At 66.8% G+C, this 15,556-nt stretch carries 21 protein-coding genes; 5 read left to right on the forward strand and 16 right to left on the reverse strand.

The features are described 5' to 3' along the window. The 4 genes from ACESL5_RS04710 to ispH form a co-directional block, all read left to right on the forward strand. Positions 1-186: zinc finger domain-containing protein (locus ACESL5_RS04710; protein WP_372591633.1), on the forward strand; the 186-nt coding region annotated here is incomplete at its 5' end. A gap of 11 nt (positions 187-197) precedes the next feature. Beyond that, positions 198-689 (forward strand): signal peptidase II, encoded by a 492-nt coding sequence (gene lspA, locus ACESL5_RS04715; protein ID WP_372591634.1) that lies wholly within the window; start codon positions 198-200, stop codon positions 687-689. Continuing rightward, positions 682-1,182: a peptidylprolyl isomerase gene (locus ACESL5_RS04720; protein ID WP_372591635.1), complete on the forward strand. Its 501-nt coding sequence runs from the start codon at positions 682-684 to the stop codon at positions 1,180-1,182. Before lspA ends, ACESL5_RS04720 begins: the two co-directional genes overlap by 8 nt. Next, a complete protein-coding gene (gene ispH, locus ACESL5_RS04725; protein ID WP_372591636.1) occupies positions 1,179-2,117 on the forward strand; it encodes a 4-hydroxy-3-methylbut-2-enyl diphosphate reductase in 939 nt (312 codons plus the stop codon). Before ACESL5_RS04720 ends, ispH begins: the two co-directional genes overlap by 4 nt. Positions 2,118-2,183: 66 nt before the next feature. Here the strand turns inward: ispH and ACESL5_RS04730 are convergent, their stop codons facing one another. After that, positions 2,184-2,501 carry a DUF3817 domain-containing protein gene (locus tag ACESL5_RS04730; protein WP_372591637.1) on the reverse strand — a complete coding sequence of 106 codons (318 nt, stop codon included), beginning with the start codon at positions 2,499-2,501 and terminating at the stop codon, positions 2,184-2,186. A 177-nt stretch (positions 2,502-2,678) separates the two neighbouring features. After that, complete coding sequence (locus tag ACESL5_RS04735) at positions 2,679-3,026, reverse strand: metalloregulator ArsR/SmtB family transcription factor (protein WP_372591638.1); 348 nt, start codon at positions 3,024-3,026, stop codon at positions 2,679-2,681. A 110-nt stretch (positions 3,027-3,136) separates the two neighbouring features. Here ACESL5_RS04735 and ACESL5_RS04740 point away from each other — a divergent pair, with 110 nt between their 5' ends. Then, positions 3,137-3,379, forward strand: a complete 243-nt coding sequence (locus ACESL5_RS04740) for a PqqD family peptide modification chaperone (RefSeq protein ID WP_372591639.1) — start codon at positions 3,137-3,139, stop codon at positions 3,377-3,379. 96 nt (positions 3,380-3,475) lie between these two features. Here the strand turns inward: ACESL5_RS04740 and glnA are convergent, their stop codons facing one another. The 14 genes from glnA to hisI all read right to left on the reverse strand — a co-directional run bounded on the left by glnA (position 3,476) and on the right by hisI (position 15,532). After that, positions 3,476-4,867: a glutamate--ammonia ligase gene (gene glnA, locus ACESL5_RS04745; RefSeq protein WP_372591669.1), complete on the reverse strand. Its 1,392-nt coding sequence runs from the start codon at positions 4,865-4,867 to the stop codon at positions 3,476-3,478. A 355-nt stretch (positions 4,868-5,222) separates the two neighbouring features. Beyond that, positions 5,223-5,531, reverse strand: coding sequence for a hypothetical protein (locus ACESL5_RS04750; protein ID WP_372591640.1), 309 nt, complete (start codon positions 5,529-5,531; stop codon positions 5,223-5,225). A 110-nt stretch (positions 5,532-5,641) separates the two neighbouring features. Then, positions 5,642-6,340 carry an SDR family oxidoreductase gene (locus ACESL5_RS04755; protein WP_372591641.1) on the reverse strand — a complete coding sequence of 233 codons (699 nt, stop codon included), beginning with the start codon at positions 6,338-6,340 and terminating at the stop codon, positions 5,642-5,644. A 73-nt stretch (positions 6,341-6,413) separates the two neighbouring features. After that, entirely contained in the window at positions 6,414-7,226 is an 813-nt protein-coding gene (locus ACESL5_RS04760; protein WP_372591642.1) for a hypothetical protein, read from the reverse strand. A gap of 64 nt (positions 7,227-7,290) precedes the next feature. Continuing rightward, entirely contained in the window at positions 7,291-8,064 is a 774-nt protein-coding gene (locus ACESL5_RS04765; protein WP_372591643.1) for an ABC transporter, read from the reverse strand. Between the two features lies 1 nt (position 8,065). After that, positions 8,066-8,629 carry an ATP-binding cassette domain-containing protein gene (locus ACESL5_RS04770; RefSeq protein WP_372591644.1) on the reverse strand — a complete coding sequence of 188 codons (564 nt, stop codon included), beginning with the start codon at positions 8,627-8,629 and terminating at the stop codon, positions 8,066-8,068. Beyond that, entirely contained in the window at positions 8,629-9,525 is an 897-nt protein-coding gene (locus ACESL5_RS04775) for a metal ABC transporter substrate-binding protein (protein ID WP_372591645.1), read from the reverse strand. Before ACESL5_RS04775 ends, ACESL5_RS04770 begins: the two co-directional genes overlap by 1 nt. A 15-nt stretch (positions 9,526-9,540) precedes the next feature. Continuing rightward, positions 9,541-10,818 (reverse strand): porin, encoded by a 1,278-nt coding sequence (locus tag ACESL5_RS04780; RefSeq protein ID WP_372591646.1) that lies wholly within the window; start codon positions 10,816-10,818, stop codon positions 9,541-9,543. 216 nt (positions 10,819-11,034) lie between these two features. After that, positions 11,035-12,576 carry a 2,3-bisphosphoglycerate-independent phosphoglycerate mutase gene (gene gpmI / locus ACESL5_RS04785; RefSeq protein WP_372591647.1) on the reverse strand — a complete coding sequence of 514 codons (1,542 nt, stop codon included), beginning with the start codon at positions 12,574-12,576 and terminating at the stop codon, positions 11,035-11,037. Between the two features lie 72 nt (positions 12,577-12,648). After that, on the reverse strand, positions 12,649-13,731 hold the full coding sequence (gene tatC / locus ACESL5_RS04790) for a twin-arginine translocase subunit TatC (protein ID WP_372591648.1): 1,083 nt from the start codon (positions 13,729-13,731) through the stop codon (positions 12,649-12,651). 99 nt (positions 13,732-13,830) lie between these two features. Continuing rightward, positions 13,831-14,439: a Sec-independent protein translocase protein TatB gene (tatB, locus tag ACESL5_RS04795; RefSeq protein ID WP_372591649.1), complete on the reverse strand. Its 609-nt coding sequence runs from the start codon at positions 14,437-14,439 to the stop codon at positions 13,831-13,833. 26 nt (positions 14,440-14,465) lie between these two features. Beyond that, the gene (tatA, locus tag ACESL5_RS04800) at positions 14,466-14,762 is read right to left on the reverse strand and encodes a Sec-independent protein translocase subunit TatA (RefSeq protein WP_372591650.1); all 297 of its coding nucleotides are present in this window, start codon (positions 14,760-14,762) and stop codon (positions 14,466-14,468) included. 25 nt (positions 14,763-14,787) lie between these two features. After that, a complete protein-coding gene (locus ACESL5_RS04805; RefSeq protein WP_372591670.1) occupies positions 14,788-15,108 on the reverse strand; it encodes a phosphoribosyl-ATP diphosphatase in 321 nt (106 codons plus the stop codon). 7 nt (positions 15,109-15,115) lie between these two features. Next, entirely contained in the window at positions 15,116-15,532 is a 417-nt protein-coding gene (hisI, locus tag ACESL5_RS04810; protein ID WP_372591651.1) for a phosphoribosyl-AMP cyclohydrolase, read from the reverse strand. Positions 15,533-15,556: the final 24 nt, after the last annotated feature.

Here is a 15,556-nt window from a genome sequence, read left to right on the forward strand (position 1 = left end):
GTCGAGGCCGAGTCGATCGAGGGCGTGGGCGAGCTGGCCGTGCGCATCGCCCCGGCCGAGGCGGAGAAGTGCGAGCGCTGCTGGCACTTCCGCCCGGACGTGGGCACGCACGCCGCGCACCCCACGCTCTGCGGGCGCTGCATCGAGAACATCGAGGGTGACGGCGAAACCCGCCGCTTCGTCTGATGGACACCCGCATGCCCCGCGCGAACCTTCGCTGGCTCTGGTTGTCTCTCGGGGTGCTGGTCGCCGACCAGCTGACCAAGTGGGGTGCACTTGTCGGGCTCGACTACGCCCGACCGGTGGAGGTGCTGCCGTTCTTCAGCTTCACCCTGCTGTACAACACCGGGGCGGCCTTCTCGTTCCTCGCCGATCACGACGGCTGGCAGCGCTGGTTCTTCGTCTTCCTGGCCGTGGTGATCACGGCCGCGTTGCTGGCGTGGCTGGCGTTCGTCGCGATCCGGGACGGGCGCGTCAAGGCGGGGATCACGCTGGTGATCGGCGGGGCGGTGGGCAACGTGATCGACCGGGTCCTCTACGGCCACGTGGTCGATTTCCTCGATTTCCACGTGGCCGGCTGGCACTGGCCGGCCTTCAACATCGCCGATGCGGCCATTACCATCGGCGTGGCACTGATCATCTGGGCCGAATTGCGGCCCGCTGGCCGAGAGAGCGTATCCGATGAGTGACGCCGACAAGTCCGACCTGCCGACCGTGGAAAAGGATTCCGAGGTGACCTTCCACTACGAGATCCGCCTGCCGGACGACCGGGTGGTCGACAGCACCTTCGACGACGAGCCGTTCACCGTCAGGCTGGGCGCCGGTGCCTTCGAGCCGCGCCTCGAGGAGGCACTGGTGGGCCTGCCGCTGGGCGAGTACACCCGCATCCTGCTTACGCCGCAGTACGCCTTCGGCATGCCGGACCCCGGCAACGTGCACACCATGCCGCGGGGCCGGTTCCCGGAGGACATGAACCTCCAGCCGCAACTGGTGATCGAGTTCGACCTGCCCAACGGCGAGTCGGTGCCGGGCACCGTGACGGCCGTCACCGAGGATGCCGTGACGGTGGATTTCAACCATCCGCTGGCCGGGCAGAACATCCAGTTCATCGTCCGGGTGATGGCCATTGACGGGCAGCCGGCGCCGGCCGACTCGCCGGCCCTGAAGGGGGAGATGTCATGAAGATTCAGCTGGCCAACCCGCGTGGCTTCTGCGCCGGGGTCGACCGGGCGGTGGAGATCGTCGACCGGGCGCTCGACTCCTTCGGTGCGCCCATCTACGTGCGCCACGAGATCGTCCACAATCGCTACATCGTCGACAACCTGCGCGAAAAGGGCGCGATCTTCATCGAGGACCTGGCCGACGTGCCGGACGGGGCCACCCTGATCTTCTCTGCCCACGGTGTCTCGAAGGCCATCCAGGACACGGCTGCCGAACGTGGCCTGACCGTGTTCGACGCCACCTGCCCGCTGGTGACCAAGGTGCACATGGAGGTCGCCCGGCACTCCCGAGCCGGGCGCGACGTGGTGCTGATCGGCCACGCGGGGCACCCGGAAGTCGAGGGCACCATGGGGCACTTCGACCCGGCCTTCGGCGGCCGGATCCACCTGGTGGAGAAGATCGCCGATGTGGAAGGCCTGGAGATCGACAACCCCGAGGGGCTGGCCTGGGCCACCCAGACCACCCTCTCGGTCGACGAGACCCGCGCGATCATCGGCGCGCTGCAGGCGCGTTTCCCTCACATCGAAGGGCCGCGCAAGGACGACATCTGCTACGCCACCCAGAACCGCCAGGATGCCGTGCGCGAGCTGGCGGAGAACTGCGACGTGGTGCTCGTGGTCGGCTCGAAGACCAGCTCCAACTCCAACCGCCTGCGCGAGCTCGCCGAACAGTCCGGCACGCCCGCCCACCTGATCGACGATGCGGCCGACATCGACCCGGCCTGGTTCTGCGACTGCAGCCGGGTGGGCGTGACCGCCGGCGCCTCGGCCCCCGAGATCCTCGTCCAGCAGGTAATCGAGCGCCTCAAGCTCGAGTGCAAGGCCACGCTCGAGGAGCGCGAGCCCGCCGTGGTCGAGAACATGGTCTTCCCCATTCCCGTGGAATTGCGTCGCTAGGGACACTCTCCGGGCTGGCGCGGCCCTGCCATCGTCACGCTGATGTCGTGATGACTGCGGCGGCGCTTAGTCCGAGGTCTGGAGGCGACGACGGACCAGCCGGTGCGAGACAAGGCCGCCGAAGGGAATCAGTGCCGCGATCGCGACCACGGCCCCGTGGTGGACCGGCAGCAGCCGGCGATAGAGCGTGATGGCGAGCACGGCCATCGTCCAGAGATAGAGCACCCCGTGTACCGGTCCCACGGCGCTGACGGCCTCGGGCAGGCCGGCCATGTACTTCAGCGGCATGGCGATAGCCACCAGGGCGATCAGCGAGCCACCTTCCAGCAGCGTCATCAGGCCAAGATGCTTCAGGGGGGATGCGGGACGGGTGTCGTTTGCCATCGGGAACCTCCGATCGGGTCGTTGATTATTAATAAATTCAGTTTATACCTGATAGACAGGCCTGTCAGGAAAGGTTCCCTGTGGTGGGGGCGTGACGGCCGGAGGTCGGGGCGGGACCCGATCGATGCGTTAATTGGCTTGGTGGCGAGCCCGGAAGTCCGGGCGTCGGCGGGAGGGTTAGGGGCAGCAGGCCCGCGGCGGGCGGCCGGCCATGCCGGTGAGTCGCTGCTGGTCTTCGTGAAACTGGCCGGTGTGCCGGGTGCCCTCGAAGGTTTCCTCGAGCACGCGGGCGGCCCACGCGGGCAGGTCGTCGCTGATCCGGTAGAACACCCAGGTGCCCTCGCGGCGCACCTTGGTAATGCCGATGTCGCGCAACTGGGCGAGGTGTCGCGAGATCTTCGGCTGGCTCACGTCGAGAGCAGCGGTCAGTTCGCAGACGCACAGCTCGCCTTCGCTCTGCAGCAGCATCAGGGAGCGCAGTCGGGTGGCGTCGCTCAGGGCGCGGAAAAAGGTTTCGGGTAGCATGTGTGGGATCCCTGCGCTGAATCGGTCGGGTCGGCATTGTAATGGCCGGATGGCCCCGAGTCATTCGACTAGACTAGTCCGTGAGTCGAACAATGACCGGAGAGGTTCAAATGAACTGGGATCACATTGCAGGCAACTGGCGCTCGTTCATCGGTCATGCCGAGGAGTACTGGGGGCGCATCACCGGCGACGAGTTCGCGGTGCTCGAGGGCAAGAAGGACGAGCTGATCGGCAAGATCCAGGCCCGGTACGGCGTCAGCGAGGAGCAGGCGCGGGCGCAGGTTCGGGAATTCCAGAAGCGGATGAAGGAAGAGCTCGGCCCGAAGGGGCTTCCCGGGGACAAGGACGACTGACCGGAACCTCTTCCGACATGAAGAACGCCCCGCCAGAATGACGGGGCGTTCGCGTTCTCGGCTGCCGGGCGGGGAGGCCCGGCCGGGGTGCCAGCCTTACAGGCTGTAGTACATGTCGAACTCGACCGGGTGGGTGGTCATGCGCAGGCGCTGGACCTCCTCCTCCTTGAGCTCGATGTAAGCGTCGATCAGGTCGTCGCTGAAGACGTCGCCGCGGGTGAGGAACTCGCGGTCCTCGTCCAGCGCGCGCAGCGCCTCGTCCAGGGAGAAGGCCACCTCGGGGATGTTCTTCTCCTCTTCCGGCGGCAGGTCGTAGAGGTTCTTGCTCGCCGCCTCGCCCGGGTGGATCTTGTTCTGGATGCCGTCGATGCCGGCCATCAGCATCGCCGCGAACGCCAGGTACGGGTTGGCGGTGGAGTCCGGGAAGCGCAGCTCGACGCGGCGCGCCTTCGGGTTGGCGACGAACGGGATCCGGATGGAGGCCGAGCGGTTGCGGCTGGAGTAGGCCAGCTTGACCGGTGCCTCGAAGCCCGGGACCAGGCGCTTGTAGCTGTTGGTCGACGGGTTGCAGAAGGCGTTGAGCGCACGGGCGTGCTTGATGATGCCGCCGATGTAGTACAGCGCCGTCTCGGAGAGGCCCGCGTAGCCGTCGCCGGAGAAGATGTTCTTGCCGTCCTTGGTCATCGACTGGTGGACGTGCATGCCCGACCCGTTGTCGCCGACGATCGGCTTGGGCATGAAGGTGACGGTCTTGCCGTAGGCGTGGGCCACGTTGTGGATCACGTACTTGAGGTCCTGCACCTCGTCGGCCTTCTTGACCAGCGTGTTGAACGCGACGCCGATCTCGCACTGGCCGGCGGTAGCGACCTCGTGGTGGTGTACCTCGACCTCCTGGCCCATCTCCTCGAGCACCAGGCACATCGCCTGGCGGAGGTCGTGCAGGGAGTCGACCGGCGGAACCGGGAAGTAGCCACCCTTCAGGCCCGGGCGGTGACCCATGTTGCCGTCGTCGTAGACGCGCTCGGCGTTCCAGACCGCTTCCTTGGAGTCGACCTTGACGAACGAGCCGGACAGGTCGGCGCCCCAGCGCACGTCGTCGAAGACGAAGAACTCGTTCTCCGGGCCGAACAGCGCCGCGTCGGCCAGGCCGGACGACTGGATGTAGGCCTCGGCGCGGCGGGCGACCGAGCGCGGGTCACGGTTGTAACCCTGCATGGTGTCCGGCTCGATGATGTCGCAGATCACGATCAGGGTGGTTTCCTCGGAGAACGGATCGATGTTGGCCGACTCCGGGTCCGGCATGAGGATCATGTCCGAGGCGTTGATGCCCTTCCAGCCGGCGATCGAGGAGCCGTCGAACATCACGCCGTCCTCGAAGCTGTCCTCGTCGATCTGGCTTGCCGGGTAGGTGACGTGCTGCTGCTTGCCCAGCGTGTCGGTGAAGCGGAAGTCGACGAACTTGACGCCGTTTTCTTCCATCATGGTCATGACTTTGTTGGTCGCGTTGGACATGGAATCCTCCGGTAACGATAAATCTCGAATGCGACGGGCGGGTAATCGCTCGACAGTTGCCGACATGATCCGCTCAAGCCCGGTCTGGTGCAACTAAAGCAGGAACCGTGCCGGGTTTGAGGGTCGCGGGTCTCGTGAGGTGGTGTGAGGTGCCCCGGGAGCAACCGGCTCGCTGCCCTTCGGCAAGTTGCTGATATCACGTGGCGAGTGCCGGTCCGGTCCGGTGACGGTGCTGCATCCTCCCGAAAGCAGAACGTGGGCGGGAGGGTCGGATGTATCTCGCGCCTGCACCCTAGGTGTGCGTGCGACATTCATAATGCACCAATATGGTTCATTTGCTGCGGCTACGGTCGGGGGTCACGGGAGTGCCGGGCCGATACGCCGGGTGATGCGGACAATCGAATGCCAGGCAGGCCATGCCGTGGCGGCATGCCCGGGCGCAGGCGAGCAGGGCCAGCCGCCGACACAGGGCAGCTCGGCCGTCCGGCTGGCGATCGAACAGTTCGGCAGTCGAGAGCTTGCCGTCGGCGATGAGGCCGTCGAGTTCCTCGTAGCGGAACCGGGCGATCTCCCGCTCGCCATCCGTGGAGACGACGGCAAGCTGGTCGGCCGTCTCCCCGTAGTGGTGCAGTAGCTGCATGGCCTTTCTCCCTGCGGTCTGGCAATGCGGATGGTAACGATAACCATTCCCGTTTATTGCCACAAGCCCTGCATGTCGCCCGCCGGCGAGGCGGGCTGCCGGCTGTTTCCCTACCAGGGAATCGTCGTACCGTCGATGTCGATGAACCGCCCGCGATCCGCCTCGGTCAGTCCGGCCATGTTGCGGCGCAACCCCTCGGCGCTCTGGGCGGTGCTGATCTCGGCGTTGGGCCCGCCCATGTCGGTAAGTACCCAGCCCGGGTGCAGGGCGACCACATTGATGCCGCGCGGCTCGAGGTCGATCGAGGCGCTCTTGATGACTGCGTTGACCGCCGCCTTGCTCGACCGGTAGATGTAGCCGCCGCCGGAACCGTTGTCACCCATCGAGCCGACCTTGCTCGAGAGAATGCCGATCTTTTTCTCGTCACTGCGCGCCACCTGCTCGGCGAAGGCCTGCATGATGAGCATCGGCGCGATACTGTTGATGCGGAAGACCTCCAGCCAGGCCTCGACGTCGGTGACGTTGCCGAAGGCCACGCCGCGCGGGCCGTAGATGCCGGCGTTGTTGATCAGCCAGTCGATCGATTCGTCGGCCAGCTCGCGCGACAGGGCATCGATGGCATCCGGGTCGCCCACGTCCAGTGCATGCAGCGTCAGGTTGTCCGGGTTCTCGCCGGCAAGAGACTTGAGCTGGGACGAACCCTGCGGGTCACGGGCCGTGGCGTGCACGCGCCAGCCGTCATCGAGCAGCTGGCGGGCGAGCTCCAGGCCGATGCCGCGGTTGGTGCCTGTGATCAGGGCGGTCTTCATGCGTGATTCCTCCTTCTCGGTGGTGTGTGGGCGTCGCGGGCTGGCAGCCCGTGTGGTCGTCGGCACCGACCGGTCATTCGGCCAGCTTGACGACCAGCTCGCCGTCGACGACACGCACGGTCTCGACGCCTTCGGCCAGGGCCTGCCAGAAACCGGGGTCGTCGCCGAACTGCTCGACCAGGTCCACGCCCTTGATGCCGCCGATCCAGGCGTTGGGCAGCGGGACGCCCCACAGGCTGACGCCGGTGACGATCACCGACAGCCGGGGTTCGCCGGTGGGGCCGACGGTCTGGCGCACCTGAGCCCCGGCGGTGACCCGGACCGTCTGGCCGCCCATGATCGGGAAATCGGGGGGCAGAGGCATCAGGAGCTTTACGCTGACCAGGTCCTGTGACAGGTCGAGGGCGAGCTGGCGGGCCGTTTCGGGGTCGCGGGCGATGATGGCGTTGAGTTCGCGCTCGTCGAAGCGCACCTCGCGCGGGGCGTCGGCCTCGCCGTAGCGTTCGGGTTTCAGCCGGCCGCTGGAGTCGAACTCGTCGGGGCGTGTGCCGAAGCGATCCCCGGCGGATGTCGAATCATCGGGGCGTGTCCGGGCATCCGGGTGAGCCGGGCGATCCCCGGGGGCGACGCCGACCGCGGCGAGCTTCCGGTCGAGGATCACCTGTTCCTGCTCGTCGAGCGTCACCGGTTCGAAATGATCGGTGAACAACAGGTAGCGCACCACGATCGCGCCCGCGATCAGCGTCACCAGCATGGTAGCGAGCACGATCAGCGTCACACCCAGGCAGCCGATGCCGCGTCGCGGGGGTGGAGCCGAGGCGGGCGGTGTCTGCTCTTCGTGCGCGGGGCGTGATGCGGTATCCGGATGGTGGGACGAATCGTTCACAGGGCCGGCTCCTCGATAACCATGGCCGCTCGCGGAAAAACGTGAGCGGTCGTGCCCGACGAGATTAGCATGCCCGGCGGCTGAGCAGCCGCGTAGCCGTGGCCAGTGCCAGCAGGGTCGCGACGAGGACGGGCGCGAACGGTTGGTCGAGGAACAGGGCGGTAGCGAAGGCAAGCAGGTAGCCGATCACGCTCAGTCCGATGGTCCAGGCGCTCGCCTGTCGCCAGTGGGCCGCAACGTGGAACCCTGCCCAGGCGGGCAGGAAGACCAGGGCGAAGGTGGCCATCAGGCCGACCGAGAGTGTCCCTGCGGCCAGCGCCACGGCGATCAGCACGTCGATCATCGTCCCGACGTGCCGGCGCCGGCTTGCCTCGCTACCTGAAGTGGCCGGCAACAGGCGCATCGCGAGTTCGTGTCGGTCGATCCGACGGCGGAGCCCCAGCGCGACGATCGCCAGCACTACGGCGGCGGCCAGTTCGACCGGCCCGGTGAAATAGAGCTGCCCGTCGACCAGCTGCCGGGCGAGCGTCTCGCCCAGCGGCGAGTTGGCGGCAACCAGCAAGACGACGGCCCAGCCGGCGAGTATCAGCCACGCGTAGGCAGAATGACCCGAGGCAGGCAAATGCCGGCCCAGCATGCCGGCCACGGCGAGGCCCGCCGCCCCGAGCAGGGCGGGGGCCGAGAGGCCGAGTGCGATCACGGCGCCAGCGCCGGCGAGATGGGCGACCGCCAGGGCCGCGAGCCACTCGTCGCGCAGGCGCAGCCATATCCCCACCAGCGGCAGCAGCACGGCGAAGGCCAGACCGGTGAAGAACGGCAGCGTGAACAGACCGTCCATCTCAGGCCGGCCTCATCTCGACCTGGCGGGCGCAGCGGGAAACCAGTTCCGCATCATGACTGACGACCAGCAGGCCGAGGCCGGCCGGTCGCCGGTCGAGGAGTCTGAACAGCGTGTGTCGTGCCCGGGCGTCGAGGTTGTTGCTGGGCTCGTCGAGCAGGACCACGTCCGCCGGGCCGGTGAGCCCGGCCCAGACGCGCAGCAGTTGGCGCTGACCGCCACTGAGCTCGTCCAGCCGTCGGGCCAGCCATCCCGACAGGGGCAACGGTGGCTGCGGGGCGGCCCCGGCCAGCGCCAGGAAATCATGGCCGTTGACGGGCAGGTCCCGGTCAGGCCGGGCGTCCTGTTCGACCAGCCGGATACGGCTGCCGGCAGCGATCCGGCATTCGCCCGAGAGGACAGGGGCGTGCCCGGTGATGGCGGCGAGCAGGGTGGACTTGCCCGCGCCGTTCGGCCCGGTCAGCGCCACGGTCTCGCCGACATCCAGCGACAGGCTGACCGGCCCGATGCGCGGCGAGCGCGTGCCGGGTGGCGCGGTGACCAAGTCGATCAGTTCGAGCCGCATCAGTCTGAACGGCTTCCCGCTCGATCGTGCCGGGACAGTGCGTCCACCCAGGCGTCGATCAGCCCGATCCAGGCATCGAGCGTGGGTGCGTCGGGCTCGGTGTGTAGCTGGACCACCGGCCAACCGAGTTCGCCACCGAGTTTGCTCGGACCGCGACCGGAGTAGTAAGGGGCATGGATGATCACCCCGTCGGATCCTTCCAGCGATTCGGCCAGCTCGCGCAGGTGACGGGCGGTCGGCGGCACGCCGGGAGTGGGTTCGAGATAGCCCAGCACGGGCAGGTCGAGCCAATCCATCAGGTAGCGCGTGTCCGCGTGGTGGAACACGGCACCCGGGGCGTCGCTCGCCCGGTCGGTCCATTCCGGCATCAGCCGGTCGAGTCGCGCCACGGCCTCATTGGCATGGGCCCGATAGCTGTCGGCATGAGGCGGATCGATGGCAGCCAGCCGCTCGGCCAGTGCCGGCAGCAGGGCGCGCATGCGGCGCGGATCGAGGTTGAAGTGCGGGTTGCCCGAGGCGTGCACGTGGCCGCCTCCGGACTCGCCCACGTCGAGCAGATCGACATGCCCGGCGGCCTCGAAATGTCCCGGTTGGCCCGGCTGGATGGCCGGGTTCGCAGCCCGCTTGACCGCGACGGGCAGCCAGCCGGCCTCCAGCTCGGCACCCACCGCGATGACGAGGTCGGCCCGGCGCAGGTCGCGCATCATCGAGGGTTTCGCCTGCAGGAAGTGGGCGTCACGGTCGGGCGGTGCCAGCACGGTCAGGTCGATATGCTCGCCGCCCACCGCCGAGGCGAGGGTGCCCATGCTGTTGGTAGTGGCCACGACGCGCAGGTCCGCCGCGTGGAGCGAGGCCGGCAGCAGGCAGGCAGCCAGCAGAAGCAGTCTTCGCATCATGAGAGATGTCCCTTCCTAGAAATTGTGCGCGCCGTGCGCACCGAATGTCATCTGGTACTGCAGGTAGAACTGGGTGTAGTCCTCGCGGTGGTCATCGAAGGCCGCGCTGACCTGCGCGACCTGGGCGCGGATGCGGCTGGTCTCGCTGATGTGCCAAGTGGCGGCCGCGGTCCAGCGTTCGCTCTCGTCGTAGTCGGCATTCACGGCCACGCGCGGGCCGCGCTTCTCGTTGGTGAAGCCGACCGCGTCGTAGCGCAGCCCGAGTTCCCAGCGCGGCGCGATGCCGTAGGTCGCTTGAACGTAGAGGCCGTCCTCGGTGAAGTCGCGCGCCTCGCCGATCACGTCCGGATTGCTGGCGTGGTGCGCGACCTCGAGGTTCTTCTCGGCGATCAGATATTCGGCCGACACGCGCCAGTCGCCCTGGCCGTAGCCCCGACCGGCGTCGTACTTGTATACCGCATCCAGGCCCCAGAGGCGCGCGTCGCCGTCGACGCCGTGCTCACCCGGCTCGCCATGGTGGTGGAGTTCCTGGTGGCTGCGGAAGAAGGCGGCCGACGCGCCCAGCTGCAGGGCGTGATCGTGACCGAGGTCCGGCGACCACTTGGCGAAGGCGGTCCACAGGCGCGGGGCCTTGTCGCGATCGGGCAGCTCGTCGGCGTGGTCGGCCTCGGTGCCCAGGCGCTCGTTGTTGTCGCCCTGGAAGGCCTCGATACCGAACAGCGTGTAGTGATCCCAGGCCGGCAGCCAGGTCAGCTGCACGCCGGTGTCCGACAGGCCGTGATCGCCCAGCAGGGTTCGGTAGGCGAGGTTCTGGTCGACGAAATCCCAGTCGTGCGGATGCTTCTCGTTGGTGTAGCCGATGCCGGAGTAGAACTTGCCCGCCTTGACTCGCAGGCCGGCCGGCAGGCCGGTGCTGGCGACGAAGGCCTCCTCCAGTTCGACGTCACCCTCGTCGGAAATGGCGACGTTCAGGCGAGCGTCCAGGAGTGCGTCGATCCCACCGGTCAGGGTGATCTCGGTGTGGCGAAGGTTGAAGCCCTGTTCGAGTCCATGTTCGTGGCCGGCGTGGTCATGGTCGTCGCCGTGTCCGTGGGCATCGAAGATGCCGGCGGTCTCGCCGAGCATCGCATCCCCGCTGCCGTCGATGCTGTCGTCGTAGTAGACGCCGTCGAGGGTCACGGAGAGTTTCGGGTCGAGGGGGAGGGTATCCCCGGCCAGGGCGGTGGTGCCGGTCAGCAGGCCGGCGAACCCCAGGGCGGCCGCGGTGGTGGGCAGTGCGTGCTTGCGATCCATGGCGAAGGTTCTTTCTTGTCGGTTGATGAGTGGCTCAAATCCGACATGTTATAACGTAACATTTAGAGAACGCCACCCCTCGCGTCGGAAGGATGTCAGAAATAGGCGGGGATCACGATGCGGCTGCGGCGAAGGAAAGCCGCACGGTGCGCCTCGGTGTGTGTTCTTGTCCTTCGGGGCGGTGCGCCCCCTAGCACGGGGGCGCGATGAGGGCCGTCAGTCGAGCCGGGCCGGTCCGCCGAGGAGCAGGGAACGCTTCATCTTCTTGGGCAGCGGCAAGCCCATCAGCTCGAGCACCGTGGCGGCGATGTTCGCGATGCCGCCGCCCGTGCGCAGCCGCACGGGCTTTTCGTCGATGACGATGCAGGGCACCGGGTAGACGGTGTGTTGCGTGTGCGGGTCACCGGTGACCGGGTCGAGCATCTCGTCACAGTTGCCATGGTCGGCGGTGAGGATGATCGAGTAGCCCTGTTCGCTGGCCGCATCCACCAGGCGACCGACCTCGAGGTCGACCGTTTCCATGGCCTTGATCACCGCATCGCGCACCGCGGTGTGACCGACCATGTCACCGTTGGCGAAGTTGACCAGCACGAAGCCGTACTCGTTGGCGCGCACTGCGTCGATGGCAGCATCCGCGACCTCGCGGGCGCTCATCTCCGGCTGCAGGTCGTAGGTGGCCACCTTGGGCGAGGGCACCATGACGCGGTCCTCGCCGGCGAAGGTCTCTTCCTTGCCGCCGTTGAAGAAGAAGGTGACGTGGGCGTATTTCTCGGTCTCGGCGCAATGAAACTGCTTGATGCCGGCCTGGCTGATCGCCTCGGCGAGCACGTTCTTCGGCCGCTCGGGGGGGAAGCCGATCGGCGAGAGGAAGCGCGGATCGTACTCGGTCAGGCAGGTCACCACGATCGGCTGGTAGTCGCCGCGATCGAAGCCGGAGAACTCTGCCTGCCCCAGCGCCTCGGTCAGCTGGCGCGGACGGTCGTTGCGGAAGTTGAAGAAGATCATCGCGTCGTCGGCGTTGAGCGGCTCGAAGCCGTCGAGCACCGCCGGACGAACGAACTCGTCGGTCTGGTCGGCCTCGTAGGAGGTAGCCAACGCCTCGCGGGCATTGGCAAAGCGCGGCCCGTCGCCGCGGACGATGGCGTTGAACGCCTCCTCGGTGCGCTCCCAGCGCTGGTCGCGATCCATGGCGTAGTAACGGCCACTGATGGTGGCGATCGCACCGTTGGCGTCCTTGAGCTTGGGCTCGATCTGGTCGAGGTAGCCCAGTGCCGATTTCGGCGCGGTATCGCGGCCGTCGGTGATCATGTGGATCAGCGGGCGGGCGCCGATCTTCTTCGCCATCTTGATCATTGCCAGCAGGTGGCGGACGTGGCTGTGCACGCCGCCGTCGGAGACCAGGCCGATGAGGTGGATCGGCCGACCCTGGCTGGCGGCCTTCTGCATCGCCTGGGTCAGGGCGGCGTTCTCGTAGAAGCTGCCGTCCTTGATCGCGTCGTCGATACGCACCAGGTCCTGGCGGTTGATCGCGCCGCTGCCCAGGGTCAGGTGGCCGACCTCGGAGTTGCCCATCTGGCCGTCGGGCAGGCCGCAGGCGCGGCCCGAGGCCTCGATCACGGTGTGCGGATGATTGGCGTACAGCTCGTCGAGGCGCGGCGTATCGGCCAGGCTGACGGCGTTGTGCTTGCGGCTCGGGTTGACGCCGACGCCGTCCATGATCACCAGCAGGACGGGGCGTCGCGGGGCAATGTTCGACATGGGTTCTGATTCCTTCTTGAAGCGCGTGTTGGATCGGGGGCCTGCCGATAGTCCGGCGGCGGAGACGACGGATCAGCGGTTGCCGGGGCGGTCGCTTTCGTCCTCGTCGTCTTTCTTCCGATCGGAGCCTTGGGGTTTATCGGCCGCCTTTTCGCCTTCGGGGCCGGTGTCGGTTTCGTCGGCCTTCCTCGTCTCGTCGAGCGACTGCTGTTCCCGCTCGATCTCGTCGAAGGCGCGATCGAAATCGAAATCCTCTTCCTTTTCCGTCTCGTGGCGGCGTGGTGTCGCCGTGTCTTCGCTGGCCGCCGCCCCGCTACCGGACGTCGACGGCTTCGGGGAACCACCGCCCGGGGGTGGCTCGGTCGGAGGTTCGTCATCGGCGTCGCCGGCCATCAGCGGGCCACCCTGTCGGCGGAGCAGCATTCTGCCGATGATGATGCCCAACTCGTACAGGAACCACACCGGGATCGCCATCATGAACTGCGACAGGATGTCCGGCGGGGTGAAGATTGCGCCGATGATGAAGGCGACCAGGATCGCGTAGCGGCGCTTTTCCGCCAGTTGTTCGGGTGTGACCACGCCGATCAGTATCAGCAGCACCACCGCCACCGGCACCTCGAAGACGAAGCCGAAGGCGAAGAACAGGGTGATGACGAAGCTGAGGTACTCGTTGATGTCGGGTGCGTAGCTCACCTCGGCGGGACCGGTGCCGGCGAGGAAGCCGAACACGATCGGGAATACCGCGAAGTAGGCGAACGCAGCGCCGATGTAGAACAGGACGGTGCTGGAGAACACCAGCGGGATGACCATCTTGCGTTCATGCTGGTACAGCCCCGGCGCGATGAAGGCCCAGAGCTGGTAGAGCAGGAACGGGATCGCGATGAACAGCGCGGTGAAGCCGGCGAGCTTCAGCGGGATGAAGAACGTCGAGGCGACCTGTACCGCGATCATGCCCGTGTCTTCGGGCAGGTAGCGGGACAGGGGCTCGGAGAGCAGGCGAAAGAGGTCGTTGCGGAACGGGAACAGTGCCACGAAGAGGACGAACACGACGGCAACCGACTTCACCAGTCGGTTGCGCAGTTCCACCAGGTGCGAAACGAACCCGGCCAGGCCGGACGGTTCCTCGGTTGTCGCGTCCGTGTTCCGCTGACTCATGGGTACCTCGAAATGCCTGCCGGCCCGGGTGCCGGGCCGGCGCGCTCACTGATTCCCCGATCGTCGGGGAGGCGGGTAGGGTCACTCACCGTGAGGCTCCTAGTCGTCCGACCGCTCGCGGGGCGCGTCGTCGCCACCCCGCCGAGTCGCCTTCGGCTTCTCGCTCTCGTCCGGCTGTTCCTCGTCGGGCGTGGCAAAGGGGCGATGGAAGTGTTCGCCGGTTTCCGCCGCCAGCCGGTCGAGTTCGTCCTCGTGCTCGGTGTCGATCGACTTGAGCCGACCGCTCGATTCACGGGCCGGCTTCTCGTCCGGGGCGCTCACGTCGCTGCCCGCTTCGTCGTCGTTCCGGTCCGCATCCGGGGTTCCGCCGGCACGAGCCTTCTCCGAACGGGCCGAACTGCGCATGGTCTGTTCGGCTTCGTCGAGCGCGCTCTTCACCGTGCCGCCGGTCTCGTCGATCTCGTGGCGAGTCTCCTCGACCATGGCGCGCAGCTTGCTGATTTCAGACTCTTGCGAGTTCAGCAGCTGCTTCATGTCCTGCATGTTGAACTCGCTGTCCATCTCCGCCTTGGCATTGGCGACGAACTTGCGGACCTTGTAGGTCCATTCGCCTGCCTTGCGTGCCACCCCGGGCAGGCGCTCGGGCCCGATCACCAGCAGGGCGACCACCAGCAGGATGAAGACTTCCCAGAAGCTGAAACCAAACACGGATCAATCCTGCGTCGGGGCGGAAATCAGCTGTCTTTCCGCTCTGAGGGCTTGTCCGCGGTTTTTTCCTTGCCCGCCTCGATCGACTCGCTCTCGATCACCCGGCTGGCATCCGGGCGCTCGGCGTCCTTGTGCTCCAGGTTCTCGGCGCGCTTCTCGCCTTCGGCCTGCTCGTCCTTCTCGGACTCGTCCTTGACGGCGGTCTTGAAGCCCTTGATGGCGCTGCCCAGGTCGGAGCCGAGGTTCTTCAGGCGCTTGGTGCCGAACAGAAGCAGCACGATGGCGAGAATGACCAGCCAGTGCCAGATGCTAAAACTACCCATGATCGCGATCTCCTAAGGATGTTCGTTAATCTTGTGCGCGACGGGCCTTTTCTTCAAGGCCCGACAGTCCGGATCGACGTTCGAGCTCGGCGAGCACGTCGGTCGGTGAAAGGTCGGCGTCGGCCAGCAGTACCAGGCTGTGGAACCACAGGTCGGCCATTTCGTTGATGAGTTCCTGTCGGTCGTCGCCCACCGCGGCGAGCGCGACCTCGACCCCTTCCTCGCCCACCTTCTGGGCGATCTTGCCGCGCCCCTTGCGGTACAGGCTGGCCACGTAGGAGCCGTCCGGGTCGGCATTCTTGCGCTCTTCCAGCAGCGCCGCCAGCCGTTCGAGCGTATCGGTCAGGCCGGCCTCAGTCCCGTTTGCCATAAATCTCTCCGGGGGATTTGCGGACCTCGTCGACCACCTGCCAGTGGCCATCCTCGAGCCGCCGATAGAAACATGACTCCCTGCCGGTATGGCAGGCGATGTGGCCGATCTGCTCGATAGACAGAAGCAATACATCCCCGTCGCAGTCGAGCCGTATCTCGTGCACCTTCTGCGTGTGGCCGCTCTGCTCGCCCTTGTGCCAGAGTCGCTGGCGCGAGCGGGAGAAGTACACCGCCTCGCCCTGCGCCACGGTTTGAGCGATCGCTTCCCGGTTCATCCAGGCGAACATCAGGATCCGCCCGGACGCATGGTCCTGGGCGATCGCCGGCACGAGTCCATGCTCGTCGAAGACGATCTCGTCGATCCAGTCGGGGGTCTCTGTGTCCTGCGCGTCGGTCACGGTATCGGGCTCGCGGGCGTGTGA

Source organism: Guyparkeria sp., assembly GCF_041687595.1.
GTDB lineage: Bacteria > Pseudomonadota > Gammaproteobacteria > Halothiobacillales > Halothiobacillaceae > Guyparkeria.

What these genes read in the sequence shown, in the direction of transcription:
- ACESL5_RS04765 (WP_372591643.1), bottom strand. Translation starts at nt 8,064, where the DNA reads ATGGACGGTCTGTTCACGCTGCCGTTCTTCACCGGTCTGGCCTTCGCC.
- ACESL5_RS04750 (WP_372591640.1), bottom strand. Translation starts at nt 5,531, where the DNA reads ATGCAGCTACTGCACCACTACGGGGAGACGGCCGACCAGCTTGCCGTC.
- ACESL5_RS04720 (WP_372591635.1), top strand. Translation starts at nt 682, where the DNA reads ATGAGTGACGCCGACAAGTCCGACCTGCCGACCGTGGAAAAGGATTCC.
- ACESL5_RS04780 (WP_372591646.1), bottom strand. Translation starts at nt 10,818, where the DNA reads ATGGATCGCAAGCACGCACTGCCCACCACCGCGGCCGCCCTGGGGTTC.
- ACESL5_RS04735 (WP_372591638.1), bottom strand. Translation starts at nt 3,026, where the DNA reads ATGCTACCCGAAACCTTTTTCCGCGCCCTGAGCGACGCCACCCGACTG.
- ispH (WP_372591636.1), top strand. Translation starts at nt 1,179, where the DNA reads ATGAAGATTCAGCTGGCCAACCCGCGTGGCTTCTGCGCCGGGGTCGAC.
- ACESL5_RS04775 (WP_372591645.1), bottom strand. Translation starts at nt 9,525, where the DNA reads ATGATGCGAAGACTGCTTCTGCTGGCTGCCTGCCTGCTGCCGGCCTCG.
- tatC (WP_372591648.1), bottom strand. Translation starts at nt 13,731, where the DNA reads ATGAGTCAGCGGAACACGGACGCGACAACCGAGGAACCGTCCGGCCTG.
- ACESL5_RS04770 (WP_372591644.1), bottom strand. Translation starts at nt 8,629, where the DNA reads ATGCGGCTCGAACTGATCGACTTGGTCACCGCGCCACCCGGCACGCGC.
- lspA (WP_372591634.1), top strand. Translation starts at nt 198, where the DNA reads ATGCCCCGCGCGAACCTTCGCTGGCTCTGGTTGTCTCTCGGGGTGCTG.
- gpmI (WP_372591647.1), bottom strand. Translation starts at nt 12,576, where the DNA reads ATGTCGAACATTGCCCCGCGACGCCCCGTCCTGCTGGTGATCATGGAC.
- ACESL5_RS04755 (WP_372591641.1), bottom strand. Translation starts at nt 6,340, where the DNA reads ATGAAGACCGCCCTGATCACAGGCACCAACCGCGGCATCGGCCTGGAG.
- glnA (WP_372591669.1), bottom strand. Translation starts at nt 4,867, where the DNA reads ATGACCATGATGGAAGAAAACGGCGTCAAGTTCGTCGACTTCCGCTTC.
- tatA (WP_372591650.1), bottom strand. Translation starts at nt 14,762, where the DNA reads ATGGGTAGTTTTAGCATCTGGCACTGGCTGGTCATTCTCGCCATCGTG.
- ACESL5_RS04730 (WP_372591637.1), bottom strand. Translation starts at nt 2,501, where the DNA reads ATGGCAAACGACACCCGTCCCGCATCCCCCCTGAAGCATCTTGGCCTG.
- ACESL5_RS04740 (WP_372591639.1), top strand. Translation starts at nt 3,137, where the DNA reads ATGAACTGGGATCACATTGCAGGCAACTGGCGCTCGTTCATCGGTCAT.